Source organism: Streptomyces sp. NPDC043908, from assembly GCF_056435525.1.
The window spans coordinates 753,879-778,255 of sequence record NZ_JBWKEI010000002.1 but is presented as its reverse complement, the minus strand read 5'-3'; the positions used below and the strand labels follow the sequence as shown (position 1 = coordinate 778,255).

19 protein-coding genes are annotated in these 24,377 nt (G+C 74.5%); 6 read left to right on the top strand and 13 right to left on the bottom strand.

All coding sequences use genetic code 11. The features are described 5' to 3' along the window. Positions 1–84 precede the first annotated feature (84 nt). Together AC069K_RS07735 and fxsT are read left to right on the top strand one after the other, a co-directional pair. Positions 85–1,449: a TIR-like protein FxsC gene (locus AC069K_RS07735; protein ID WP_365104103.1), complete on the top strand. Its 1,365-nt coding sequence runs from the start codon at positions 85–87 to the stop codon at positions 1,447–1,449. Further along, positions 1,433–5,395 (top strand): FxSxx-COOH system tetratricopeptide repeat protein, encoded by a 3,963-nt coding sequence (gene fxsT, locus AC069K_RS07730; protein ID WP_478613174.1) that lies wholly within the window; start codon positions 1,433–1,435, stop codon positions 5,393–5,395. The genes AC069K_RS07735 and fxsT overlap by 17 nt, the downstream gene beginning before the upstream one ends. A 268-nt stretch (positions 5,396–5,663) precedes the next feature. Here fxsT and AC069K_RS07725 read toward each other — a convergent pair whose 3' ends face one another. The 11 genes from AC069K_RS07725 to AC069K_RS07675 form a co-directional block, all read right to left on the bottom strand. Further along, the gene (locus AC069K_RS07725; RefSeq protein ID WP_478613327.1) at positions 5,664–6,521 is read right to left on the bottom strand and encodes an alpha/beta fold hydrolase; all 858 of its coding nucleotides are present in this window, start codon (positions 6,519–6,521) and stop codon (positions 5,664–5,666) included. Positions 6,522–6,729: 208 nt separating this feature from the next. Then, a complete protein-coding gene (locus tag AC069K_RS07720) occupies positions 6,730–7,137 on the bottom strand; it encodes a CoA-binding protein (protein WP_358836937.1) in 408 nt (135 codons plus the stop codon). Positions 7,138–7,165: 28 nt separating this feature from the next. Beyond that, the gene (locus AC069K_RS07715; RefSeq protein ID WP_478613171.1) at positions 7,166–8,122 is read right to left on the bottom strand and encodes a class I SAM-dependent methyltransferase; all 957 of its coding nucleotides are present in this window, start codon (positions 8,120–8,122) and stop codon (positions 7,166–7,168) included. Beyond that, the gene (locus AC069K_RS07710) at positions 8,122–8,922 is read right to left on the bottom strand and encodes an alpha/beta fold hydrolase (RefSeq protein WP_478613168.1); all 801 of its coding nucleotides are present in this window, start codon (positions 8,920–8,922) and stop codon (positions 8,122–8,124) included. The genes AC069K_RS07715 and AC069K_RS07710 overlap by 1 nt, the downstream gene beginning before the upstream one ends. Next, on the bottom strand, positions 8,919–9,584 hold the full coding sequence (locus AC069K_RS07705; RefSeq protein ID WP_478613165.1) for a LysR substrate-binding domain-containing protein: 666 nt from the start codon (positions 9,582–9,584) through the stop codon (positions 8,919–8,921). The genes AC069K_RS07710 and AC069K_RS07705 overlap by 4 nt, the downstream gene beginning before the upstream one ends. Beyond that, the gene (locus tag AC069K_RS07700; RefSeq protein WP_478613162.1) at positions 9,577–10,425 is read right to left on the bottom strand and encodes a DUF6182 family protein; all 849 of its coding nucleotides are present in this window, start codon (positions 10,423–10,425) and stop codon (positions 9,577–9,579) included. Before AC069K_RS07700 ends, AC069K_RS07705 begins: the two co-directional genes overlap by 8 nt. Continuing rightward, on the bottom strand, positions 10,416–11,573 hold the full coding sequence (locus AC069K_RS07695; RefSeq protein ID WP_478613159.1) for a hypothetical protein: 1,158 nt from the start codon (positions 11,571–11,573) through the stop codon (positions 10,416–10,418). The genes AC069K_RS07700 and AC069K_RS07695 overlap by 10 nt, the downstream gene beginning before the upstream one ends. Before the next feature lie 46 nt (positions 11,574–11,619). Next, entirely contained in the window at positions 11,620–13,044 is a 1,425-nt protein-coding gene (locus AC069K_RS07690; protein ID WP_478613156.1) for an FAD-dependent oxidoreductase, read from the bottom strand. Then, entirely contained in the window at positions 13,044–13,901 is an 858-nt protein-coding gene (locus AC069K_RS07685; protein ID WP_478613153.1) for a class I SAM-dependent methyltransferase, read from the bottom strand. Before AC069K_RS07685 ends, AC069K_RS07690 begins: the two co-directional genes overlap by 1 nt. A gap of 71 nt (positions 13,902–13,972) precedes the next feature. Further along, positions 13,973–15,682 carry a GH3 family acyl-acid amido synthetase gene (locus tag AC069K_RS07680; protein WP_478613150.1) on the bottom strand — a complete coding sequence of 570 codons (1,710 nt, stop codon included), beginning with the start codon at positions 15,680–15,682 and terminating at the stop codon, positions 13,973–13,975. Then, entirely contained in the window at positions 15,669–16,319 is a 651-nt protein-coding gene (locus tag AC069K_RS07675; protein WP_478613147.1) for a hypothetical protein, read from the bottom strand. The genes AC069K_RS07680 and AC069K_RS07675 overlap by 14 nt, the downstream gene beginning before the upstream one ends. 309 nt (positions 16,320–16,628) lie before the next feature. Here AC069K_RS07675 and AC069K_RS07670 point away from each other — a divergent pair, with 309 nt between their 5' ends. The 3 genes from AC069K_RS07670 (at position 16,629) to AC069K_RS07660 (ending at position 21,518) form a co-directional block, all read left to right on the top strand. Then, complete coding sequence (locus AC069K_RS07670) at positions 16,629–17,255, top strand: YigZ family protein (RefSeq protein WP_365104132.1); 627 nt, start codon at positions 16,629–16,631, stop codon at positions 17,253–17,255. A 70-nt stretch (positions 17,256–17,325) separates the two neighbouring features. Beyond that, the gene (locus AC069K_RS07665) at positions 17,326–18,507 is read left to right on the top strand and encodes an exonuclease SbcCD subunit D (RefSeq protein WP_478613143.1); all 1,182 of its coding nucleotides are present in this window, start codon (positions 17,326–17,328) and stop codon (positions 18,505–18,507) included. Continuing rightward, a complete protein-coding gene (locus AC069K_RS07660) occupies positions 18,504–21,518 on the top strand; it encodes an AAA family ATPase (protein WP_478613140.1) in 3,015 nt (1,004 codons plus the stop codon). The genes AC069K_RS07665 and AC069K_RS07660 overlap by 4 nt, the downstream gene beginning before the upstream one ends. Positions 21,519–21,540: 22 nt before the next feature. Here the strand turns inward: AC069K_RS07660 and AC069K_RS07655 are convergent, their stop codons facing one another. Beyond that, a complete protein-coding gene (locus AC069K_RS07655) occupies positions 21,541–21,987 on the bottom strand; it encodes an Lrp/AsnC family transcriptional regulator (RefSeq protein WP_365104141.1) in 447 nt (148 codons plus the stop codon). A 94-nt stretch (positions 21,988–22,081) separates the two neighbouring features. On the opposite strand from AC069K_RS07655, the gene AC069K_RS07650 reads away from it, so the two are divergent. After that, a complete protein-coding gene (locus AC069K_RS07650) occupies positions 22,082–22,570 on the top strand; it encodes a rhodanese-like domain-containing protein (protein ID WP_365104144.1) in 489 nt (162 codons plus the stop codon). 77 nt (positions 22,571–22,647) lie between these two features. Here the strand turns inward: AC069K_RS07650 and AC069K_RS07645 are convergent, their stop codons facing one another. Then, the gene (locus AC069K_RS07645; RefSeq protein WP_478613135.1) at positions 22,648–24,330 is read right to left on the bottom strand and encodes a DUF885 domain-containing protein; all 1,683 of its coding nucleotides are present in this window, start codon (positions 24,328–24,330) and stop codon (positions 22,648–22,650) included. Positions 24,331–24,377 lie beyond the last annotated feature (47 nt).

The following is a 24,377-nucleotide window of genomic DNA, read 5'->3' as shown; positions in this document are numbered from 1 at the left end:
CCGAAACGGCGCGTACAGGCGGTTCCGCCGCGGATCGCTCGCTTTCTACACTGAGGACCCACCCACTCGGACCGGGAGGGAGCGGTGCTGCACGCAGCCGCGCGGGGCGGGGGGCACGAGCCGAGGCCGTACTTCTTCCTGAGTTACGCGCACACGCCGAAGAACGATCCCCGGGACAAGGACCCCGACCTCTGGGTACGGCGATTCTTCCGCGACCTGTCCGCGCACGTGATGCAACTGACCGCGCTCCCGGCCGGGGTGCCCGCCGGGTTCATGGACCAGCACGTGCGCCCGGGCGAGGACTGGCAGGGCCAGATCACCGAGGCGCTGGCGCACTGCCGTGTCTTCGTCCCGCTCTACTCGCCGCGCTACTTCCTCAGCGAGCAGTGCGGCCGGGAGTGGTTCGCCTTCGCCGGGCGCGAGACCCTCCACCAGTCGCGCAGCGAGCACCGCGCGCCCCCCGCGATCGTCCCCGCGCTCTGGCTGCCCGTGCTGCCGCACCAACTCCCCGAGGCCGCGCGCAGGCTGCGGTTCGACCACGCGGACTTCGGCGAGGAGTACGCCGATGAGGGCTTCTACGGGATGATCAAGCTCACCTACCTCCGCGACCACTACGAACACGCCGTCTACCGGCTCGCCAAGCGGATCGTGAGCGTCGCCGAGCGCACCCTGGTGGCCGACGGCGACCCGTACCAGGACTACGCGACCCTCACCTCCGCCTTCGGGCCCGCCCCCGGGCCCGGCCGCGACCTGGAGGTCACCGTCCTCGCGTGCTCCCGCGACGGCCTGCCGCACGGACGCGGCCCCGACTGCTACGGCCCCCGGCCCAGCGACTGGAACCCCTACCACCCGCTCTCCGCCCGGCCGCTGGCCCGCCACACCGCCGACCTCGTGGTCAACCTCAACTACTCCGTCCACCTGGCCGAGTTCGAGGACCGCGCCGACCGCCTGCTGCGCCCCGGGCCGCCCGAGGCCCCCGGAGTGCTGCTGCTCGACCGCTGGGCGCTCCAGTCCCCGCGCCACCGCGAACTGGTGCGGCTGCTCTGCGCCGAGCCGCGGCCCTGGCTCAGCGTGATGGTCCCGTGGAACCGCGCGGACCCCGAATCCCGCCCGCGCGAGGCGGAGTTGCGCCATGTGGCCGACGAAGTCCTCGGCACGAGACTGCGGCAGAGTCCCGGCCACCTGACGCAGGGCGGCGGTCTGCCTACTCTGGAAGCCTTCAGCCAGGAGCTCCCCAGGGCGGTCCGGTCGGCGGTCAGGCACTACGAGAGCGCCGCCCGCACGGGCCCGCCGGCCGGGCCCGGCAGCCCGCTGCCCCACGTCCTGCCGGGCGGGGTCGGGCTCGGCCGGACGGCCCGCGGCCGCACCGGGGACCAGCCAGAACAGCGCGCCACCGGGAACAGCCAGGCCGAGCGGGTGGAGGGCCCTCCAGATGGCCGAGAACCGTGACGGGACCGTCATCACGTTCTACTCGTACAAGGGCGGCACCGGACGCACGATGGCGCTCGCCAACTGCGCCTGGATCCTGGCGGCCAACGGCTACCGGGTGCTCGCCGTGGACTGGGACCTGGAGGCCCCCGGACTGCACCGGTTCTTCCACCCCTTCCTCAACCTGCGCGACCTGGAGGCCACCCCGGGCCTCATCAACCTGATCACCGAGTACCAGGAGGAGGCCCGGCGCACCGGTGAGCGCGCCCCGGACTGGCACCGCGCCTACGCGCGCGTGCGTCCGCACGCCGTCACCCTCGACTGGTCCTTCCCCAGCGGCGGCAGCCTGGACTTCCTCTCGGCCGGCCGCCGCAACCGCGACTACTCCTCGGTCGTCGGCCGGATGGACTGGGACCACTTCTACGAGCACTCCGGCGGCGGCCAGTTCTTCGACGCCATGGGCGACGACATGCGCCACCACTACGACTACACCCTGATCGACAGCCGCACCGGGCTCAGCGACATCGCCGACATCTGCACGGTCCAGATGCCCCAGGTGCTCGTCGTCTGCTTCACCCTGAGCGACCAGAGCATCGACGGCGCCTCGGCCGTCGCCCGCTACATCGAGGAGCGCTACCACGAGCGCGGCATCCGCATCCTGCCCGTGCCGACCAGGATCGACGAGGGCGAGAAGGAGAAGGCCGACGCCGGGCGGGCGCTCGCCCGGGAGTGCTTCGAGGGCTTCCCCAGCGGACTGCGCGGCGAGGCCGCCGACGTCTACTGGGGCACGGTGGAGATCCCGTACCGGCCCTTCTACGCCTACGAGGAGGTCCTGGCGACCTTCGGCGACCCGCCGGGCCTCGGCAGTTCGCTGCTGGCCGCCTGCGAGCGGCTCACCTCGGTGCTCACCGACGGACAGGTCACCGGACTGCCGCCGATCGACGAGGCCCTGCGCAACGCCCATGTCGCGGCCTTCACCCGGCGCCGGCCCGCCTCGCCCGCGAACATCGTGCTCAACCACGTGTCCGAGGACCGGATGTGGGTGGAGTGGCTGACCGCCGTCCTCGGCACGGCCGGCTTCCGCACCTTCCCCGTCGACGTGCGCTCCCCGCACGCCGGGCGCTCCCAGGAGGAGCCCGGCGAGGAGGCCCACCGCGTGCTGCACATCGCCTCCCCGCCCTACCTCAAGTCCCGGGCGGGACGCGGTCTGTGGGACAGCGGGCCCGCCCCGGACCGGGCGGGCGGCCGCCGCCAGGTGCTGCCCGTGCGCGTCGGCGACGTACGGCTCACGCCGCCGCCGGGCGGGCTTCGCGCGGTGGACCTGGTGCGCGTCGACGAGGCCGAGGCGGCGGCCGCGCTGCTCGGCGCCCTCGGCCGGGCGGAGGCCGCCGCCGCGCTCCCGTGCGCCCCCGACCGGCCCCGCTTCCCCGGGAACGCGCCCCGCGTGTGGAACGTACGGCCGCGCAACACCTGGTTCACCGGCCGCACCGACCTGCTCGACCGGGTGCGCGACCAACTGCGCGGCGACAGCCGCTCCGCCCAGCGCCTGCCCCAGGTCCTCTACGGGCTGGGCGGCGTGGGCAAGACCCAGGTGGCGCTGGAGTACGCGCACCGTTTCCGCGCCGACTACGACCTGGTGTGGTGGATCGAGGCGGAACGCCCCGACCTGGTGGTGGCCTCCCTGGCGCAGCTCGCCGCCGAGATGGACCTGCGGGCGGGGGACGTGGTGGCCGAGGCGGCCATGGCGGCCCTGAAGGAGCTGTGGCGCGGCGAGCGCTATCCTCGCTGGCTGCTGATCTTCGACAACGTCGAGGACCCGGACGCCGCGCTGCGCCGGCTGCCCGACGCCATCGGACCGCTCCCCGCCTCGGTCTACGGGCATCTGCTCGCCACCTGCCGCAACAAACCGGCCACCCCGAAGGTGGAGAGCACCCAGGTCGAGGTCTTCGACCGGTTCGAGAGCGTGGAGCACCTGACCTGGCGGGTGGCGGGGCTGCCGCCCGAGGACGCCGACCGGGTCGCCGACGCCGTGGGCGATCTGCCGCTGGCCGTGGAGGTGGCGGCGGCCTGGCTCGCCGAGACGGCCACACCGGTCGACGCCTATCTGCGCCAGCTCGCGGAGCAGAGCACCTCGGTCCTCTCGCTCGGCACGCCCCAGGCGTACGGGCTGCGGTTCGGCGCCACCTGGGCCATCTCCATCAGCAGGCTGCGCGAGGAGTCCCGGGCCGCCGTGCGCCTGCTGGAGATCTGCTCGTTCTTCTCCGCCGAACCCGTCTCGATGCGGCTCATCGGCAGCGACGCGATGTTCGACGCGCTGCTCCCGTACGACGCCGATCTGCGCGAACGGTACATGCTCGGCCGGGTCATCCAGACGCTGAACCGGTTCGCCCTGGCCAAGGTGGACCCGGCGGACAGCAGCATCCAGGTGCACCGCCTCGTCCAGGCGGCCGTGCGCGACGAGCTGAGCGCCGAGGAGCAGACCGAGGCCAAGCGGGTCGTGCACCGCATCCTGGCCCAGGCGCGGCCGACCGAGGGCGTCGACCGGGACGACCCCGTCAACGACCCCAAGAGCTGGCCCGCCTTCGAGCTGATCTGGCCGCATCTGAACGCGTCCGGCGTCGCCGACAGCGACGACCCCAGGGCCCGTGAGCTGATGATCGACCGGATCCGCTATCTGCTGCGCCGAGGCGAGCTGGAGAGCGCGCGCTCCTTCGGCGCGGAACTGGACCGCGTCTGGACCCGCCGGCTCGGCGAGGACGCGCTCCAGACCCTCAACATCCGCTTCGAGCTGGCCAACGCGCTCCGCGCGCAGGGCCGCTACCAGGAAGCCCTGGCCCTGGACGAGGACATCCTCGCCCGCCAGCAGCGCCTCTTCCACCCCGCCGACGACCACCCCACCGTGCTGGTCGTCACCGGCAGCCTCGCCGCCGACCTGCGCGCCGTCGGCCGGTTCACCGAGGCCCTGGAGCGCGACCTGTGGGTCTACCGGGGCATGCGGGGCCTCTTCGGGGAGACCCACCGCCGCACCCTGACCGCCGCGCACAACCTCGCCATCGACTACCGCCTCACCGGGGACAGCGAGGCCGCGCGGCGCCTGGACGAGCGGACTGTGGAGCGCCGCGGCATGCTGCTGGGCGACGACCATCCCTACACCCTGGTCACCAAGGCGAACCTGGCCCAGGACCTGCGCGAGACCGGCGAGTACGCGGTGTCGGGCGAGGTCCTGCGCGAGGTCGTGGAGGGACTGCGGCGCGTCCTGGACCCGCACGCCCCCGAGGTGCTGCGCGCCGCCAAGAGCCTCGCCGTCTCCCTGCGCAGGGCCGGACATCCGCACGAGGCCATGCGGCTGACGACCGAGGCATACGAGCGCTTCCACGACCGGTACGGACCGGACTCGCCCGACACCCTCGCCTGCGGGGTGAGCCTCGCCGCCGACCTCGCGGCCACCGGCGCACCGGGGCGCGCCCTGGACCTTGCCCGGCGGATGCTGCACGGGTACCGGGGGACGCTGGGGGAGTCCCACCCCTACAGCCTGGCGTGCCGGGCGAACGTGGTCGTCCACCTGCGGGAGACCGGAGGCGCCGAGGAGGCGGTCGAGGACGCCGAGGAGGTCCGGGAACGGCTGGAGCGGGCGCTCGGCCCCCAGCACCCGTTCACCCTCTGCGCGGCCGTCAACCTGGCCAACGTGTACGGCGACCTGGGCCGGGCGGACCTCGCCGAGCGGTGGGAGTACGTCGCGCTGGAGGGACTGCTCGACAAGCTCGGCGCCTGGCATCCGGACGTCCTGGTCTGCCGGTCGAACCTGGCGGTCTCCCTGCGGGCCGCGGGCCGGGGGGAGGAGGCGGCCGGAATGCGGGCGGCGGTGATCGAACCGGCCGCGGAACGCCTGGGCGTGGACCACCCGATCGCGGAGGCGGCCCGCTCCTGGCGACGACTGGACCGGGACATCGAGATCCAGCCGGTGTGACCGGAGGCCGGAGGCGGGAGGCCGGGAGAGCGGTGCGGTCCCGGCCGCCGGGTGGGGGGCGGCGGCTATCGGGCGCGCCCGACCGGCGCCCCAGGGGATGCCACGAGGCCCGCCGCCGAACGACTGCATTTCGCATGCCCGTTCAGGTCGGGTCCGTCGGATGCCGTGGTGACTGCCGCCGAACGACTGCATTCGGCATGCCCGTTCTGGTCGGCCCCGCCGGATGCCACGAGGCCCGCCGCTGGAGGGCTGCATTACCCAGGCCCGTTCAGGCCACCGCCCACCGCAGCGCCCAGGTGAATACCGCGAGCGCGCCGAAGTGCGCCGCGTCCGGCGGCACCTCCAGCCGGGCGCCCGGGATCCGGTCGGCCAGCCAGCGGGTGTGCCGCACGGGTGCGAACACGTCCTGCGCCCCGTGCCACAGCAGCACCGGCGTACGGATGTCCTCCGGCCGGAACTGCCAGGGCGAGCTGAGTGCCAGGATGTCGTCGACCCACCCGTCGGCCGAACAGCGCAGCCCTTCCGCGAAGTTGCGCACCAGCAGTGCCCGGATCGCGGCGTCGGCCAGCACCTCCCGGTCCGGCCCCGGCACCATCGCGTGCATCGCGGTGACCGTCGCCCTCGGGTCCGCCCGTATCTCCGCCGCCCGCCCCTCGAAGGCGGCGGTCACCGCCCGCGGACCGCCCGCCGCGATGGTGTACGCCCGGACGTTGTCCTCGGTCATCCCGTCGAACCAGTCGAGGCCCTCCGCGTCACGCGGCGCGAGCGGTACGAGCGCCACCACCCTGGCCGTACGCCCCCCGAGGCGCGCGGCACACGACAGCGCGTGCGGCGCGCCGCCCGAGCGCCCCACCACGGCGAACCCGTCCAGGCCCAGGGCGTCGGCTATCGCCGCCACGTCGTCCGCCGCGTGTGCGACCCGCCGCCCGGGCCGCCGGTCCGAGTCGCCGTACCCCGGCCGGTCGAAGGTGATGAGGCGGACGCCCATCCGGTACAGCACGGTGCTGCGGGGAGCCGGGCCGTGTCTGCTGCCGGGAGTGCCGTGCAGCAGGAACACCGGCCTGCCCAGCGGGTCGCCCCGGCTCTCCACGGCCAGCCTCCGGCCGTCCGGGGTGCGGATGAACATCGGCAAGGCGCGCCTCCCATGGGTCCGTTCGGGGACTGCTGGGGATGGCGCCAGTATGAGCGCGCCGGGACGACCGGTACAGCGGACGGCGGGACGCGGACGCGGCGCGCCGGGAGCACGCGGGACGCGGCCCCCCGGGCGGGCAGGCCCCCGGGCGGGCAGGCCCCCGGGCGGGCTGCCCCGGGGCGGGGTCGGCCCCCGGCGGGGCTCAGCCCAGCCGGGGCAGCTCGATCGCCGGGCACCGGTCCATGACCATGTCGAGCCCCGCGGCCCGCGTCCGCTCGTACGCCGCCTCGTCGATCACCCCGAGTTGGAACCAGACCGCCTTGGCCCCCGCGGCCACGGCCTGGTCGGCTATCCCTCCGGCCTGCTCACTGTTCACGAACACGTCCACGACGTCGACGTCGAACGGGATCGCGTCCAGCGACGGATAACCCTGCTCCCCGTGGACCGTCTCGGCCTTCGGATGGACGGGCACGATCCGCTTCCCGTACCGCTGGAGCACCGCCGCCACTCCGTACGCCGCGCGGCGCTCGTTGGACGACAGACCCACGACCGCCCAGGTGTCCCCGGTCCCGGTCAGGATCCTGCGGATGGTCTCCTGCTCGCTGCTCACGTCTCGCCTCCCGCGGACCAGAGGCCCGTCAGCTGTTCTTCTCTCCCGCAGAACGAGCGGCGGGCTCCCGGAATTCCCGCTCGCCGGGCACGGTGGCGACGGCCAGCACATTGCCCTCGCTGATGTATCCGTCGGGCGCGTCCAGCGGGTGGTCCGCCGCGTCCGGGTCCGCGAACCGGCGCCACTCCTCGCTCAGCCCGAGCGCCGCCGCCTGTTCGGCGAGCCGGGCGCAGGTCGGCGCGTAGAACGCCCTGGCCTGCGGGGAGAGTGGGGCGAAGTGCTCGATCAGGACGGTCTGTTGCCGCACATCGGTCAGGCCCGCGGCCTTCAGATGGCGGTAGAGGTCCCGGGTGCGCAGGAGCTGGGAGGCGTACCCGGGAGTGCGGCCGGCCGCGCGGAAGAAGTCCGCGAAGAGGTACGGATCGGCCGGCCGGGCGGTGATCAGATGGGCGTCCAGGTCCTTCACCGCTATCGTGCCGCCGGGCCGCACGACCCGGCGCAGCTCCCGCAGGGCGATGGCCAGTTCGCCGTCGCTCAGGTACTGCACGGTGTTCGCGCACCACACGGCGTCGAAGGTGGCATCCGCGAAGGGCAGCTCCAGCAGATCGGCGCGGCGCACCTCCACCGGGCAGACGGGGGCCCAGCGATCCAGCCGTTCCCGGGCCAGCGCGGCGTTCTCCCCGGCCAGGTCCACCGCCGAGACCCGCCCGCGCGGCCCGACCAGATCCGCCAGCCACGGCAGGAAGTCCCCGCCGCCGCAGCCCGCGTCCAGGACGTGCGCGCCGGGCCGGATGCCCGCCTGCCCCAGCAGGGCGAGGTAGGCGTCCCGGCACGCCTCGAAGTGGGCGTCGACGATGGTGTGATGGGTGAATCCCAGGCCGGTGGAGGAGGTGAACCCCCAGGCGCGGTGGTCTTCGCGGCCACGCCGTTCCCCGCGCCCCTCTTGGCCCGTGAACCCCCAGGCCCGGTGGTCTTCGCCCGGCATCAGCGCGCTTCCCCTTCACCGGTGCGGGCTTCCAGCGCCTCCAGCTCGTCGAGCAGCGCGTCCAGCTCTTTTTGAGTCGCCTCCGGTGCCTCCAGGGGCGGCAGATGACCCGCTCGGGGGACGACGACGAGGCGCCCCCGGGGCAGGGCGTCCGCCATCGCGCGCGCGTCCGCCTCGGTCACCAGCTCGTCCTCCTCCCCGATGATCACCACGGCCGGGATGTCGGCGTCCCGCAGGACGTCCAGGGCGTCCTCGCGCGCGGTGATCGCCCGCTGGGCCCAGGCCAGGGACGCGGGGGCGGACCTCGCCGCGACAGCGCGGACGTGGGCCAGCACCCGGGGGTGCTCGGCCCGGGTGGTGGCGCCGACCAGTCGCGGCGCGGTGGCCTCGACGGCCGCCGGGCCCCTCACCGGGTCCTCCATGAGGGCGGCGAACCCCTCCCGGGCCGCACGCGCGGCCCCGTCGTCCGCCTGCGCCCGGGTGGACAGCAGCGCGAGCGCCCGCGTCCGCCCGGGATGCCGGCGCAGGAACGCCATTGCCACGTAGCCGCCCATCGACACCCCGGCCAGCACCGCACGCGCGATCCCGCGCCGGTCCAGCTCGCGGGCCAGGTCGTCGGCGACCGCGTCCAGCGAGGGCGGACCGTCACCGAGCGCGGTGCCCCCGAAACCCCGCTGGTCGAAAGCGATGACGCGGTGGCCGCGCCGCTCCAGGACCTCGCGCTGCGCGTCCCACATGGAGGAGTCGAGGGCGAGCGCGTGCAGCAGCACCACCGGCGCCCGGCCGTCGGCCGCCGTCATCGCGCGGTGCTCCCGTTCTCGGCGTCCGCGATGAACCGGGCCGTGTGCTCGGCCGGTCCGGGGTCGCGCAGCCAGGCGAGGGAGACGGGCGCGGGCGGCAGGTCGACGATCGGGATCACCTTCATCCGGGCCGGCGCCATCGCCTCCAGGGACTGGAACGTCAGATGCACCGCGTCCGTCCCGGAGAGCGTCCCCATCAGGCCCTTCACCGTGCCCATCTCGTAGGCCCGCCGGATCCTGCGGCCCTTGGGGGTACGGGGCGGCACCACCTCGTCCCACACGTACTCGGGGAACGCGCCCGGGCAGCGGAACCCCTCGTACGCGGCCAGCTCCTCCACCGACACGGACGCGTGCGTGGCGAGCGGGTGGTGGGCGCCGACGATCACGGCACGAGGGTCGAGGGCCACGGGCCGGCTCACCGCCAGATCGGGCTCCTCCAGCCCGTACTTGACGATCATGACGTCCAGCTCCCCGGCCCGCAGTCCACGGAACGGGTCGCCCACTTCGTAGCCGACCAGCTCTACCTCGCTCGCGTCACGGCCCGCCGCGCGGATGATCGCGGCGGCGAGGTCGGGCGAGCCGTGGATGCCCAGGCGGACCGGCGGGGTGCCCGCGGGCGTGCCGGGGAGGCGGTCGGCGGGCAGAACGGTGGAGTCAGTCATCGGGGGTCTCCTCGGTCAGTGCGGCAAAGGCGCGAAGGCGGTCGGGGTGGGTGGGGTCGGCATCGACGCGGAGCGCGGCGAAGGGCGCGCTCGCGCCGGTCAGGCTCGGGACGGAGCGCAGGGTCAGCCGGTCGCCCGGCACGATCAGGCCGTCCAGGACGGCCTCGGCCACCAGATGGTTGAGGTGGACGAGCGCCTCGGGCACCCGGACGCCCGAGACGGCCAGATAGAGGTCGCGGTGGATCCCGGCCCTCGGCGGGGGACCGGAACCCGGCGCGGCCGATCGCGCCGGGTGCTGCCGCGGCGTCCCGGAGCCGCCCCGAGTGGCGGTCGGGGCCGGGACCGTGACCGTTCTCGGCGGGCCCACCGGGAACGCGGCCGTGGACAGGAACAGCTTGAGCAGACGGCGCAGCTCCGCACTGCTCGCGGCCGGTGCCGGGCCGCACCAGCCGACCGACCCGTCCTCGGCCAGGTGGTCGAAGGAGTAACGGCCGAGCAGGTTCTCGGGGTTCCCGGCCAGGTACACCGTTCGGGTGAATGACCGGCGCCAGGCCGCCGCGGCGTCGGGTGCCAAACCGAGCGCGAAGGCGGACGCCTCACGGACCCAGGCCGCCGGGTCGAAGTTGCGCACGACCGCTACCGCCTGCACGGCGTCCGCGTCCGGCAGCTCGGTGACCCGGGCGCGCACCGCCCGCAGCGCGGCCGCGTCCGACTCGCCCTCGGCGGGCACCAGTTCGGGCCGCGCCTCGCGCAGCCGCCGCGACGCCTCGGCGTGGAGCCGCCGCTGCGTCAGCGGGACGGGAGCCGTGGGCGGCGAGGCCCGTTCTCCGGTCAGGGGCACAGGAACACCTCCCTCAGCAGATCCCGCGCGGGCGCGGGACGGCGCCGGCCGAGCAGACTGGTGGTGAGCCGGTAGGGATCCACATAGGTGTGGTCGCGGCGGTGGACGCCCAGCCGCGCGGGCAGGTCCGGCTCGGCGGTGTCGGGCGCGCCCGCCAGCAGGCGCTCGGCGCGCCCGAGGCACTGGCGCAGCAGGTCGGGCCGGTGCGACTGGGCCTGGCCCGGCCCCAGCGTGGCGATGAAGTAGAGCCGCATGCCGAGCCGGATCGCCGCCTCGCCGTGGTCGGCGGCCGCGGCGAGGAGCGCGGCGGCGTCCAGGCCCTGCCAGCCGCCCGCCCGGGCCGAACGGATCCGCCCGTCGACCGGCACCCGCCCCACGGTGACCCGGTGCACATCGGGACCCAGCGGCCCGAGCACGCGCGCGAGGAGCTGGTAGTCCGGGTCGAGCTCGCGGTCGTACAGGAACACCAGCTCGTCGTAGTGCGGGGCGAGCGGCAGGAGTTCCCGCAGGGCGCAGGCGAGGTAGTTGGGCCGGCTGTCGGCGGTGACGATCTGGCGCAGCGGCAGGCCGTGCCGTGTGAGGTCGAGGTAGACCGGACCGCCCACCGCCCGGTGGTCCAGGCACAGCCCACGCGCGCGCAGATGCTCCAGCGCCTCCTCCAGGCCGAGGCCGGGCGGCTGGTGGTCGAGGAGACCGGGGTCGTACAGGCCCAGCCGCGCGTAGTGGCCCCGCCACAGTTCGAGGACGCGGGTGGCGGCCGGGTGCACCCACCCGTGGTGCTCGACGGCGTCGGCGTACGGGCGCAGCGCGGCGGCCGGAACCCGGTCCCCGGCCGCCCGGTGGCGTACGTACAGCGAACCGATGTCGTCCTCGGTCAGCTCCGCGTAGCCCGTGTCCCCCTGCGTCCGGTCGAGGAACTCCCAGAAGGCGAGGGTCTGTTCGGTCAGGTGGTACGTGGAGTGGCTGAAGCGGTAGTCGACGTCCGCCAGGCACGCGGTGGCCCGGTACATCACGTCGGTCCAGAACAGTCCCTTGAGGTGGGACGGCATGAGCGGCTTGGAGGGGGTGATCGTGACCGGGGCGAGCAGCACCCGGCGGCGCGCCGCTGTCGCGGGGCGGGGCGCGTCGAGGACGGCGGGGGCGGTCACGGGCGCCCTCCGGGCGGCTCGGGCGCGGGGCGGCGGCACAGGGGCGTCACGAGGAGGCTCCTTCCGCCGCCGTGAGGACGTTCAGGAGCTGTGCGCGGGGCAGGGGCCCTGTGTCCGCCGGGAGCGGTCCACGGGGCGCCTGGGCGACCCGGTGCCGGAACTTCTCGTCGCCGAACACCTCGTCCGGAGTGCTCAGCCCCATCAGGACCCGCGTCAGCCCACGCCACACCGTGCCGTCCCGTGCGGCGGCCGACCGTATGGAGGTGTTGGGGCAGCCGGCGTAGACGGGCGGCAGGGAGCGGCCGTGCACGACGGCGCTCCAGCGCCCGATCCGCTCCCGGTCGGTGCTGGCCGCGTGCTCGTACCACGGCCGCAGCAGCACGTCGGCGAGTTCGGCGGCGGCCTCGCCCCGCTGCCGGGCGGGATGGGACGCCAGTGTGTCGGCAAGGCCGAAGGCGTGCGCGAGTGCCAGCGACATCCCGCGCCCGTAGAGCGGGTTGGTGACACAGGCGGCGTCCCCGACCGGGAACAGCCCCGCCACGGGCGGCCGCACGGCGGTGGCGCGCAGGGTGTTGGCCGGGCCGCCGATCACCTGGACCCCGGAGATGGGGGCGCTGACCGCGTCGTCGAGCCAGGCGGTGAGGCCGGGAGTGGCGCGTGCGACGGCGGTGAAGGCGTCGGCGTGCCGCAGCCGGTCCAGCTCCGTGTCGCCGGGCAGGGTGCCCAGGGCGATCGCGAAGGTGCCCGCGTCGCCGGGGTGCAGCACGCCCGCGTAGTGGTCCCAGATGTCACCGGCGGCATGGCCGCGGTTCAGCGGTCCGGGCAGGGAGCCGCTTCTGAGCCGGTAGAAGCGCGTGAAGCCGCGCAGCCCGCCCGGGCTGGTCAGGTCCCCCGCGACCGGGACCCCCGCGTCGGTGAGCCAGCCGCGGGCGGCCGCGCGGCGCCCGGTGGCGTCCACGACCACCTCGGCGGACAGATGGGCGCCGTCCGTGGTCACCACGCCGCGCACCGACTGCCGGTCGGAGCCCAGCCGCAGCCCGCGGACGGTCGTGCCGTGCCGGATCTCCACCTGCGGAAGGGCCTCGACCGTCCGGTACAGGACGAGTTCGAGCGTGGTGCGGCGGCAGCCCAACGCGACCAGCAGGTCGTCGCCCACCTCGCGCGCGCGGTCGGTCGCACCCGGCGGTATCGCGCGCGTGAGGTCGAACAGCGGCGCCCCGGCGGCCATCAGCCGCTCCAGCACCTCGGGCGCGCGGGTGCGCAGAGTGCGTACGCCGAGCGAGGTCAGCGTGTGGGACTGCTGGGCCTGCGGCACGGTGGGGCGCTGCCAGCGGCTGTGCAGATCGGCCATCGCGCCCCGGGGCGGCGGGGCGGAGCGCTCCAGGACCGTCACCCGGCGCCCGGACCCGGCGAGCGCGAGAGCGGTGGCCAGCCCCGCGACACTGCCTCCTACGACCAGAGCCTTGGACATCAGCGCCGCCGGCCGTGGATGAAGAACACCCGGCGCACGTCCGTCTCGTGCCGCGGCGGCACCGGATCCGGCCAGCGGCCGAAGTCCGCCCCCGGCTCGCCCGGTTGCACCGCCTCCACCGAGAACCCGTAGCGGTCGAAGAGCGCCTCGGGTTCGTCGGTCCCGAACAGCCAGGGGCAGCCCCAGCCCGCGAAGATGTCGAGCAGGCCCCGCATATGAGGCAGCGTCAGGGCGGCGGAGTTCACCAGGTCGGCGGCGATCCGGCTGCCGGGCGCCGAGAAGGCGGCCACCCGGCTCAGGATGCGGTGGGTGTCCTGCTCGGGGATGTAGTAGAGCAGCCCCTCCAGCAGCCAGGTGGACGGCAGGGCGGGGTCGTAGCCCGCCCGGAGCAGGTCGTCCTCCCAGTCGGGCGCGGTGAGGTCCACGGCGACCGTACGGTGGTCGGTGCGCGGCCTCACGCCCTCCAGCCGGTCCCGCTTGTACGCGAGCACCGCGGGCCGGTCGACCTCGAAGTAGCGCAGCCCCTCGGGCCAGTCCAGCCGGTACGCGCGCGAGTCCATCCCGGCCGGGGCCAGCACGATCTGCCGCATCCCCGGCTCACGGGCCGCTTCCTGGAGGTGGTCGTCGAAGAACCGGGTGCGGATGGCGTTGTAGTCGGGGGTGCTGGGGAGCGTACGCGAGGCGTCCGCGGGGAACGTCGCCCGCCGGATCTCCGCGAGCAGCTCCGGGCCGATCTCCCCGCAGAGCGCCTGCGCGTACGGATCCTGGTAGATGCGGTCGGGCCGGCGCGTCTCGGCGGCACGCAGGGCGGCGGTGAGCAGGGCGGTGCGTTCGACGGCGTCGAGCAACTCGGTCACGGGGTTCTCGTCTCCTTCGGTCGGACGGGTGGAGTGCGGCCCCGGTGGGGGAGGGGGCCGCGACTGGAGGGTCAGGAACCGTTCCCGTCGGTGAGTCGTTGCCATTGCGCCGGGTCCTGGCGGAAGAGCCGGTCTTTGACCTGGGTGGGGCGTACGCCGGAGGCGACGGTGGCGTGCCAGTCGTCGAGGAAGGCGTCGGGATGCAGGGGCAGGGCGGTGGGAGCGCCCAGACGGAGGTGGGTGCGGGCGTGGCGGTAGCCGGCGGATTCCAGAGCGAGGGCGCGGTCGAGGCGCGTCAGGAACGCGTCGGTCTCGGCCCCGCTCCAGGGGATGGCTGAGGCGAGGGCGAACTGGTAGGCGGGGAGGCCATGGGGGTCGGGGGTGACACGGCAGGCGACGTTGCGCAGTTCGAGCCCGCCCGCGGCGAGCGCGGTGGTGAGGGCGCGCAGGACCTGGGCGTCGCGCAGACGTTCCCCGGCCGCGTCGGAGAGGGTGCTGCGGCCGGTGTATTCCAGACGCGGCACACCGCCCTCGCGGTCCACGACCCGGACGACGTCACCGACCGCGTAGCGGTAGAGACCGCCCACATGGCTGAAGACGGTGTGGTAGTCGCGGCCGACCTCGAGTTCGTGGGGCCGGAGCGTGGGGACGTCGGGGGTGAGGTCCCGGTCGGCGTCGGCGAACTCGTACACGGAGGCGGTGACGACGAGGCTTCCCGCGCTCGGGTGGCGGTCCAGGGCGACGCCGGTGGGCCCCTCGGAGGCGGCCACCGGGGCGGGCAGGACGGTGACGCCCGGCCCGAACTCCTCGCGCAGACGGGGGAGGTAGAGCGAGGCGACGCCCGTGGTCCAGCAGAAGAGGGCGCGCATCCGCGGCCAGACGTGGGCGGGCCTGATCCGCCCGAAGCGCTCCGCGAGCCGCTCCAGTTCACGGGCGCGGCCGGGGTTGGGCGGGCAGTGGGGCTGACCGCCGAGCGTGCCGTCGCGTACCTCCCGGACGATGCGCTCCCACCAGAGGTTCAGCTGGTGGGGCAGGGCCGCGACCATCGCCGGGTTGATCCCGATGACACAGCGGACGTCGCTCTCGACGGCCAGCCGCAGCCGCAGATACATCTTGTCGAGGTGCGCGCCCGCGTCCACCTCGACGGGCAGGGTGGCCCAGGGGGCGGCCGTACCGGGCTCGGCCGACAGCGGCTCGCCGAACCGTGCGCCGAAGTCGACCTGGCTCGCGCCGACATGGGGCCGGCCGGAGGCCGTGGTGGGGGGAGCGGCGATGGGGTCGTGCTTCAGGTTGAGGACGGCGTCCGGGCGGGTCAGGACATCGGGGAAGTGCTCGATGAGCGGCGCCCAGGCGGCGTAGTAGAACGGGAAGAACGTGGTGCGCATGAACCGTGGGGTGACCGGGATCTTCTTGTGGGCGCCGGTGCTGCCGCTGCTGGTGAAGAACACGGCGGGCCGGTCGGCCGTCAGGACGTTCTCCTCGCCCGCGGCGGCCCGCTCGATCCACGGGGCGAGCCCGCTGTAGTCCTGCACGGGCACGGCCGCGCGCCAGTCGTCCAGGGTGCGTACGCGCGCGAAGCCGTGGGCGCGTCCGTAGGCGGTGCCGGCGTTGAAGGCGAGCAGGTCCTCCAGGACCCGCCGCTGGTGTCCGGCGGGGTCCGCGAAGGCCGTACGCAACCGGTCCCGTTCGGCGAGGACCCGCGACCGGTACCGCTCCACCCGCCCCGGATCCGTCCAGGTCAGTCCGTCCCGAGGGGCCTGGCGAGCCTCAGACGTAGTCATGGCAGACCACCTCCCGCACGGCCTCGGCGGTCCTCCCGGGGGAGCCCTGCTGCTCCACGACCGTGACCGGAAGGCCGCGGATCTCGTCCCACATCAGCTTCTCCAGGTCCGTCTGGTACCGCTCGAACGCCGCCCGGTTCGGCCTCTCGCCGTAGTGTTCAAGGGAGTTGAGCCGGCTGCCGCGCCGACTGCGGCGCCAGGCCTCCTGGGGCGCGACCCGGAGGTACACCACGTGGCGCGGCTGGGGGAACGAGCGCCACCAGTCGTACATGGGGTTCTCGCTCACCCCCGCCAGACGGCACTTCGCGAGGATCTTGTAGTAGTACGAGTCGACGAGGAGCGGCCGTCCGTCGGGCGATCCGGCGGCGGTCAGGAGCTGGTCGCGCAGGTGCACCACGGCGGTCTGGAGCATGCTGGCCATGAACTCCGGCGAGTAGGCCCCGTCCGGGGCGGCGACGTCCTTCACCACGTCTCGCCGCAGCCGGCCGATCAGCGCGTGCCGCTCCGCGAGGAAGCGGTCGTCGACCGAGACGACCCGGACGGGATCGGGGCCTTCCGCGAGTCGGGAGACCGCTGAGGACTTGCCCGCGTAATCGCCTCCCAGAAGGACGGAGAATAACGGGAGGTTCTCTGACATATCGGGTTGCTCCTTACGGACCGGCGCACTCTCTGCTGTGGCACGACTCCTCCGCGCAGCCTGCGCGAGCCGCCTATAGGGAGAGTTGAGGATCAAGGGGGAGGGGCGGGCGAGGGTTCACCTGATGTCCACGGGGGCGTTGCCGGGCGTGTGTGTCACCGGGTGGGCCCGTGGCCCCGCCCGGGCCCGCACCGGCCCCGGTGACATCGGTCACGCCGTGCCCCCGCGGCCCCCGGCGTTCCCCGCCCCCGCCGCCGGAGCCCGCGACGGCCCGCAGGTCACGGGCGCGGCACCGCATAGGGTGGCCGTATGCAGGAGCAGTACCGGACGATCGCCCGCGAGGGTGTGCACGAGACCGAGGTCAACCGATCGCGGTTCATCTGCGCGCTCGCGCCCGCCGCGACCGAGCAGGAGGCGCAGGACTTCGTCGCGCGCGTCCGCGCCGAGCACCCGACGGCGACCCACAACTGCTTCGCGTACGTCATCGGGGCCGACGCCTCCGTACAGAAGGCGAGCGACGACGGCGAGCCGGGCGGCACCGCCGGGCTCCCGATGCTCCAGATGCTGACCCGCCGCGAGGTGCGGTACGCCGTCGCCGTCGTCACCCGCTACTACGGCGGTGTGAAGCTCGGCGCGGGCGGCCTGATCCGCGCCTACGGCGGAGCGGTCGGCGAGGCCCTGGACGCGCTGGGCACCGTGGTGCGCCGGAGGTACCGCCTCGCCACCGTCACCGTCGACCACCAGCGCGCGGGCAAGCTGGAGAACGACCTGCGGGCCACCGGGCGCGCCGTGCGCGAGGTGCGCTACGCCGAGGCCGTCACCATCGGGATCGCCATCCCCGAGGCCGACGTGGAGTCCCTGCGCCGCTGGCTCGCGGACGTCACGGCGGGCACCGCGACGCTGGAGCTCGGCGGCGAGGCGTACGGGGACGCGTGACAGCTGTGAGCCGTACCGGTAAGGCAGTTGCCGCCCGGGATGTCCGACCCCACCGATACCCTCGGGGATCATGAGACTCCTGCATACGTCGGACTGGCACCTGGGACGGTCGTTCCACCGGGTCGCCCTGCTCGACGCCCAGGCCGCGTTCCTCGACCACCTGGTGGCGACGGTGCGCGAGCGCGACGTGGACGCGGTCCTGGTGGCGGGCGACGTCTACGACCGGGCGGTCCCGCCGCTGGCGGCCGTGGAGCTCTTCGACCGCGCCATCCACCGGCTCGCCGACGAGGGCGTGCCCACGGTGATGATCTCCGGGAACCACGACTCGGCCCGGCGGCTCGGTGTCGGCGCCGGTCTCATCGAGCGGGCGGGCATCCATCTGCGCACCGACCCGGCGGCCTGCGACACCCCGGTGCTGCTGTCCGACGCCCACGGCGAGGTCGCCTTCTACGGGCTGCCCTACCTCGAACCGGCCCTGGTCCGCGAGGAGTTCAAGACCGCAAGGGCCGGGCACGAGCAGGTGCTGGGCGCGGCCATGGAGCGTGTCCGGGCCGATCTCGCGGCACGCGCGCGCGGCACCCGCTCCGTCGTGCTCGCCCACGCGTTCGTCGCCGGGGGCGAGCCCAGCGAGAGCGAGCGCGACATCACGGTCGGCGGGGTCGCCGCCGTCCCCGCGGGGGTCTTCGACGGCGTCGACTATGTGGCGCTCGGCCATCTGCACGGCTGCCAGACCCTCTCGGACCGCGTGCGCTACTCGGGCTCCCCGCTGGCGTACTCGTTCTCCGAGACCACCCACCGCAAGACCATGTGGCTCGTCGACCTGGCCGCCGACGGATCCGTCGGCGCCGAGCGCGTCGACTGCCCGGTCCCGCGCCCGCTCGCCCGGGTCCGGGGCCGGCTCGACGAGCTGCTGGAGGATCCCGCGCTGGAGCCCCACGAGGACGCGTGGGTCGAGGCGACGCTCACCGACCCGGTCCGCCCCGACGACGCGATGGCCCGCCTCGCCACCCGCTTCCCGCACACCCTGAGCCTGGTCTTCGACCCGGACCGCGCCCCCGAGGACCCGCTCGCCTCGTACGCGCGACGCCTGGAGGGCCGCACCGACCAGGAGATCGCGGAGGACTTCGTGGCCCATGTGCGCGGCGGCAGCGGACCCGACGAGCGGGAGCGCACCGTGCTGCGCGCCGCCTTCGACGACGTACGGGTGGAGTCGGAGCTCATCCGGGACCACGCGCGCGAGGGGGCCCGATGAGGCTGCACCGGCTGCGCGTCACCGCGTTCGGCCCCTTCGGCGACACCCAGGAAGTCGACTTCGACGCGCTCTCGGCCGGGGGGCTCTTCCTGCTGCACGGCGTGACCGGGGCGGGCAAGACCTCCGTCCTGGACGCCGTCTGCTACGCGCTGTACGGAGCGGTGCCCGGCGCCCGCCAGAGCCCCGGCGCCGTGCTCCGCAGCGACCATGCCGCGCCCGACACCGTCACCGAGGTCCTGCTCGACCTGACCGTCGGCGGACGGCGGCTGGAGATCACCCGCAGGCCCCAGCAGAACCGGCCCAAGAAACGCGGCACCGGCTTCACCACCGAGAAGGCGCAGACGTGGCTGCGCGAGTACGACCCGGGCGCGGGCGCGTGGCAGGCGCTCAGCCGCTCCCACCAGGAGGTGGGGGAGGAGATCGGTCAGCTCGTCGGTATGAGCCGCGAGCAGTTCTGCCAGGTCGTGCTGTTGCCGCAGGGGGACTTCGCCAAGTTCCTGCGCTCCGACGCCGAAGCACGCGGCAAGCTGCTGGGCCGGCTCTTCGACACCGGCCGCTTCGCCGCCGTCGAGGAGCGCCTTGCCGAGCTGCGCCGCGCCGCCGAACAGCAGGTCAAGGCCGGTGACGAGCGACTGCTCAACCTCGCCCAGCGGATGGCGCAGGCCGCCGGGGACGGCCCGGACGCGCGCGACTGGCCGCTGCCCGGCCACCGCCCCGGGGAGCCGGGGCTCGCCGAAGGGGTCCTGGAGTGGGCCGCCGTCGCGCGCGCCGGGGCCCGCGAACGCCTCGCCGTCGCGGAGTGCGCCCTCACCGCGGCCGAGAGCCGTCAGGCCGCCGCCCGCGTCGCGCTCGACGACGAGCGCCGCCTCGCCGAGCTCCAGCGCCGGTACGCGGACGCCCGCCGCCGCGCCGACGAACTGGCCGCCGCCGAGCCCCAGCGCGCGGCCGTACGGGAGCGGCTGGCGCGGGCCCGCAAGGCCGACCTGGTCGCCCCCGCCCTCGCGCTGCGCGCGGAGGCCGAGCGCGACCACGAGACGGCGGCCACGGCCCGTGAGCGCTCGCGCGCGTCGCTGCCCGCGGACCTGGCCGAGGCCGGGGCGGAGCAACTGGCCGCGCTGGAGCGGCAGATGCGCCAGGAGCTGGGCGCGCTCGACGCCGCCCGCCGGGCCGAGGCCCGCAGCGCCGAGATCACCGCCGAGCGCGCCGAGCTCGACCGCCAGGCCAGGGCCGACGAGCAACTGCTCCTCGACGCGGCCGGCTGGCTCGCCGCCTGGGAGGGCGAGCGCCGACGCCACCAGGAGCGCGTCGACGCCGCCCACCACGCAGCCACCCGCACCGAACAGCTGGCGGGACGGCTGGAGCCGGCCCGGCGCAGGCTGGCCGCGGCCCGCGAGCGCGACGCGCTCCAGGTGCGCGTGGCCGCGGCCGAGGAGCGGCAGGGCGCCGCCCGGGAGAAGGCCAACACCGCCCATGAGCACTGGCTGGCGCTGCGCGAGGAGCGGCTGCGCGGCATCGCCGCCGAACTCGCGGCGGGCCTGCGCGAGGGGGAGGCGTGCGCCGTCTGCGGCTCGCCCGAGCACCCCGAGCCCGCGCGCGCCACCACCGGCCATGTGGACCGTACGACGGAAGAGGCCGCCCACGAGGCGTACCGGCAGGCCGAGGAGGCCCGCGCCGAGGCCGAGCGCGCCCTCGCCTCCGTACGCGAGCGGTACGCGGCGGCGAGCGCGGAGGCGGGCACCGAACCGCTCGGGGTGCTCGACGGCCAGGTGCGCGCGTGGGAGGCCGAGTACGGCGAGAGCCGCGCGCTCGCCGCCGGGCTGCACGCGGCACGCGAGGCCTTCGAGAGCGCCGAGCGCGAGCACGCGCGGCGCCTGGAGGAGCAGCGCGAGGCGGACCGGCGCGTCTCGGCCCGTACCGCGCGGCGCGAGGAGATCGACCGGGAACAGGCCGCCCTGGAAAGGGAGCTGGCGGTGGCCAGGGGCGAGGCCCGCAGCGTCGCCGAGCAGGCGGCGCTCCTCGACCACCGGGCCGGGCTGCTCGCCCGGGCGGCCGACGCCGTCCGCGAGGTCGAGGTGAGCGCCCAGCGGCTCAAGGACGCCGACGGGCGGCTCTCCGAAGCGGCCTTCCGGGCCGGGTTCGACACCCCGCGGGCCGCGGCGGACGCCTTCCTCGACGACCGCGGGCAGAGCGAGCTCCAGCACCGGCTCGACGCGTGGCAGCGCGAGGAGGCGGCCGTCGCGGACCGGCTCGCCGACCCCGGCACGGTCGCGGCCGGCGCCCGTCCGGCCGCGCGGACCGAGGAGGCCGAGGCCGCCCACGCGCGCGTGGAGCGCGCGCTGCGCGAGGCCGCCTCGGTGCTCGCCGCCGCCCGCGCGCGCTGCGCCGAACTCGCCAGGCTCGGGCGCGAGGCCGCGGCCGAGACGCGCCGGATCGGCCCGCTGCGCGAGGAGTACGACCGGGTGGCCCGCCTCGCCGGGCTCACCGCCGGAACCTCCGCCGACAACGAACGCAAGATGCGCCTGGAGTCGTACGTACTGGCCGCGCGCCTGGAGCAGGTCGCGGCCGCCGCCACGGCCCGGCTGGGCCGTATGTCCGGCGGCCGTTACACGCTGGTGCACTCCGACGCGCGGGGCGGACGCGGCCGCTCCGGGCTGGGGCTGCACGTGGTCGACGCGTGGACCGGCCGGGAGCGCGACACCGCCACGCTCTCGGGCGGCGAGACCTTCTTCGCGTCGCTCGCGCTTGCCCTGGGCCTGGCCGACGTGGTCACCGACGAGGCGGGGGGCGTACGGCTGGACACGCTCTTCATCGACGAGGGCTTCGGCAGCCTCGACGACCAGGCCCTGGACGAGGTCCTGGACGTCCTGGACTCGCTGCGCGAACGGGACCGCAGCGTCGGCATCGTCAGCCATGTCGGCGATCTGCGGCGCCGCGTCCCCACCCAGCTGGAGATCGTCAAGGAGCGCGACGGGTCGCGGGTGCGGCACCGGACGGCGGGATCCGGGGACTGAGGGACCCCGGCGCGCGCGGCCCTCAGCGGCCTATCGCCCGGCGGGGCAGGGGCGAGGAGTAGACCACGCTGGTCGTCACCGACCCCAGGGCGCCGATCTTCCCGGAGATCTCCTCCAGGTGGCTCATCGACCGCGCGCCCACCTTGATCACGAAGCAGTCGTCGCCCGTGACGTGGTGCGCTTCCATGATCTCCGACGTCGCGTCCAGCAGGTCGTGGAACGGCTTGTAGTTGCCGTTCGGGTACCGCAGCCGTACGAAGGCGAGGATGCCGCGGCCGAGCCGCTCCTGGTCGACGACCGCCGTGTAGCCCGAGATCACCCCTGCCTCCTCCAGACGCCGCACGCGTTCCGTCACGGCGCTCGGGGACATGGCGACGGAGCGGGCCAGCTCCGCGAAGGTGGCCCGGCCGTCCTGCTGGAGGGCGTCCAGGATGCGCCAGTCGGTGGCGTCCGGGGAATACTCGGTCATGGCTGCCAGACAACAGGGGATTCCCCGGCGAATCAAGAGATGTTCCGGGGATCGTGCCTTCCGGCCGATGATCAACGGCCGTAGATTTCTGGCCATGACAACAACGCAGCTCGCCACCGCCGCCAACCCCGTCCTGCGCGTCGCCCCGGCCGCGCCCGCGGACGCCGCCGCCTATTTCCGCGCCAGTCTGGTCTTCCACGCGGACGTCTCCGACGTGGCGTCGGTGCTGGCCCGGGGCGGGGAGCCGGGCTTCGTCGTGCTGGACTCGCGCTCCACCGAGGCCTGGGACCAGGGCCACGTACCGGGCGCCGTACACCTGCCGACCGCGCTGATCGCCGAACAGGCGGAGCACCTGCTCGACAGGTCCGTGCCGGTCGTCACCTACTGCTGGGGCCCCGGCTGCAACGGCGCCACCCGCGCCGCGCTCGCCCTGGCCGAACTCGGCTACCAGGTCAAGGAGATGCTCGGCGGCTTCGAGTACTGGGTGCGCGAGGGCTTCGCGTTCGAGACCTGGGAGGGCGTCGAGAAGCGCGAGGCCGACGCGCTGACCGCGCCGGTCGGCGCGGACGACTGCGGCTGCTGACACCGCCGCGGCGGGCGGCGGTGTCGCGCGGTGACGGGCCGGCGGGCCCGCCACCGCGACGGCTCGGAGCGTGGCGCTCAGAGCTTGGACAGCTCGTCCACCAGGTCGTCCAGCCCCAGCGGCCCCTGCGACAGCGCGGCCATGTGCCAGGCACGGGCGTCGAACGCGTCACCGTGGTGCTTCTTGGCGTTCTCGCGGCCCATCAGCCAGGCGCGCTCGCCCAGCTTGTAGCCGATCGCCTGCGCGGGCACGGACAGGTACCGGGTGAGCTCGCTCTCCACGAAGTCCGCCGGACGCCCGCTGTGGCGGCCGAAGAACTCCTGGGCGAGATCCGGTGTCCACCGCTCGCCGGGATGGAACGGCGCGTGCTCGGGGATCTCCAGCTCCAGGTGCATGCCGATGTCGACGATGACCCGGCACGCCCGCATCATCTGCGCGTCCAGGTACCCCAGGCGCCGCTCCGGGTCGGGCAGGAAGCCCAGCTCGTCCATGAGCCGCTCGGCGTAGAGCGCCCAGCCCTCGGCGTTGGCGCTCACCGTGCCGATGGTGGCCTGGTAGCGCGAGAGGCGGTCCGCGACGTGCCGCCACTGCGCGATCTGCAGATGGTGGCCGGGAACACCCTCGTGGTACCAGGTCGAGACCAGGTCGTACACGGGGAAGCGGGTCTCGCCCATCGTGGGCAGCCAGGTGCGGCCGGGCCGTGAGAAGTCCTCGGAGGGGCCGGTGTAGTAGGGTGCGGCGGCGCTGCCCGGCGGGGCGATGTGCGACTCCACCTTCCGTACCCGCTCGGCGAGTTCGAAGTGCGTGCCGTCCAGGGCCTCGATCGCCTCGTCCATCAGGTTCTGCAGCCATGCGCGGACCTCGTCCACGCCCTCGATGTGGGTGCCGTGCTCGTCGAGGTGGGCCAGCGCCTCCCAGGGCCCCGCTCCCGGCAGGATCTTGTCGGCCTCGGTCTTCATCTCGCCGAGGATGCGGTGGTACTCGGACCAGCCGTACGCGTACGCCTCGTCGAGGTCCAGCGTCGTCCCGTTGAAGTAGCGCACCCAGCGGGCGTACCGCTCACGGCCGACCGTGTCGGGAGCCCCGGCGATCGCGGGCGCGTACACGTCGCGCAGCCAGTCGCGCAGGGCGACGAGCGCCTCGCCCGCCACGCGCGCGCCCGCGTCGAGGTCGGCGCGCAGGGCCTCGGGGCCCGGCGCCGCGAACTCCGCGAACCAGTCGCGGTCCGTGCCGATCCACTCGGTGAGCTGGCCGATGAAGGTGTCCGTGGCGCGCGGCCCGGCGAACAGGCCGCGTTCGAGACCCAGTTGCAGGGACGCGCGGTAGCCATCGAGGGCGGCGGGAACGGCCGTGAGCCGCGCCGCCACATCCGCCCAGTCCGCCTCGTCGGAGACCGGCATCATGGTGAACACCTGGCGCACGGAGTGGACGGGCGAGCGCAGGTTGCTGATGCAGCGCAGCCCCTCCTGCGCGTCGTGGACCGCGAGTTCGGAGGTCAGACGCTCCCGCAGCAGTCTGGCGCAGCGCCGCTCCGAGTCGCTGTCCGCGCCCGGTGCCCGCTCCGCTTCGTCGAGCCGCGCCAGCGTCGCGCGGGCCAGGGAGGCCACGGCCTCCTGCCCGGCGGGCGTGAAGTCCGGAAGCAGCCGGGCGCTCTCGCGCACGCCCAGATAGGTACCGGTGATGGGGTCGAGTTCGATGAGTGCGTCGACATGGGCGTCGGCGACCTGGCGGGGCAGCACGCTGCTGGAAGTGTCTGGCATGGTCCACATACTCGTACGAGCACGGGCCCCGCGTCACCCACAGGCGA

Bases quoted from the DNA above. Each gene is read 5' to 3' on its own strand.
- AC069K_RS07725 (WP_478613327.1), bottom strand. From the start codon at position 6,521: ATGTTCATCCGCACCCCGGACGGCCGGAGGCTGGCCGTGGAGAGCCGG.
- AC069K_RS07660 (WP_478613140.1), top strand. From the start codon at position 18,504: ATGAGGCTGCACCGGCTGCGCGTCACCGCGTTCGGCCCCTTCGGCGAC.
- AC069K_RS07715 (WP_478613171.1), bottom strand. From the start codon at position 8,122: ATGCCGGGCGAAGACCACCGGGCCTGGGGGTTCACGGGCCAAGAGGGG.
- AC069K_RS07680 (WP_478613150.1), bottom strand. From the start codon at position 15,682: ATGACTACGTCTGAGGCTCGCCAGGCCCCTCGGGACGGACTGACCTGG.
- AC069K_RS07675 (WP_478613147.1), bottom strand. From the start codon at position 16,319: ATGTCAGAGAACCTCCCGTTATTCTCCGTCCTTCTGGGAGGCGATTAC.
- AC069K_RS07655 (WP_365104141.1), bottom strand. From the start codon at position 21,987: ATGACCGAGTATTCCCCGGACGCCACCGACTGGCGCATCCTGGACGCC.
- AC069K_RS07645 (WP_478613135.1), bottom strand. From the start codon at position 24,330: ATGCCAGACACTTCCAGCAGCGTGCTGCCCCGCCAGGTCGCCGACGCC.
- AC069K_RS07690 (WP_478613156.1), bottom strand. From the start codon at position 13,044: ATGTCCAAGGCTCTGGTCGTAGGAGGCAGTGTCGCGGGGCTGGCCACC.
- AC069K_RS07710 (WP_478613168.1), bottom strand. From the start codon at position 8,922: ATGACGGCGGCCGACGGCCGGGCGCCGGTGGTGCTGCTGCACGCGCTC.
- fxsT (WP_478613174.1), top strand. From the start codon at position 1,433: ATGGCCGAGAACCGTGACGGGACCGTCATCACGTTCTACTCGTACAAG.
- AC069K_RS07665 (WP_478613143.1), top strand. From the start codon at position 17,326: ATGAGACTCCTGCATACGTCGGACTGGCACCTGGGACGGTCGTTCCAC.
- AC069K_RS07670 (WP_365104132.1), top strand. From the start codon at position 16,629: ATGCAGGAGCAGTACCGGACGATCGCCCGCGAGGGTGTGCACGAGACC.
- AC069K_RS07705 (WP_478613165.1), bottom strand. From the start codon at position 9,584: ATGACTGACTCCACCGTTCTGCCCGCCGACCGCCTCCCCGGCACGCCC.
- AC069K_RS07650 (WP_365104144.1), top strand. From the start codon at position 22,082: ATGACAACAACGCAGCTCGCCACCGCCGCCAACCCCGTCCTGCGCGTC.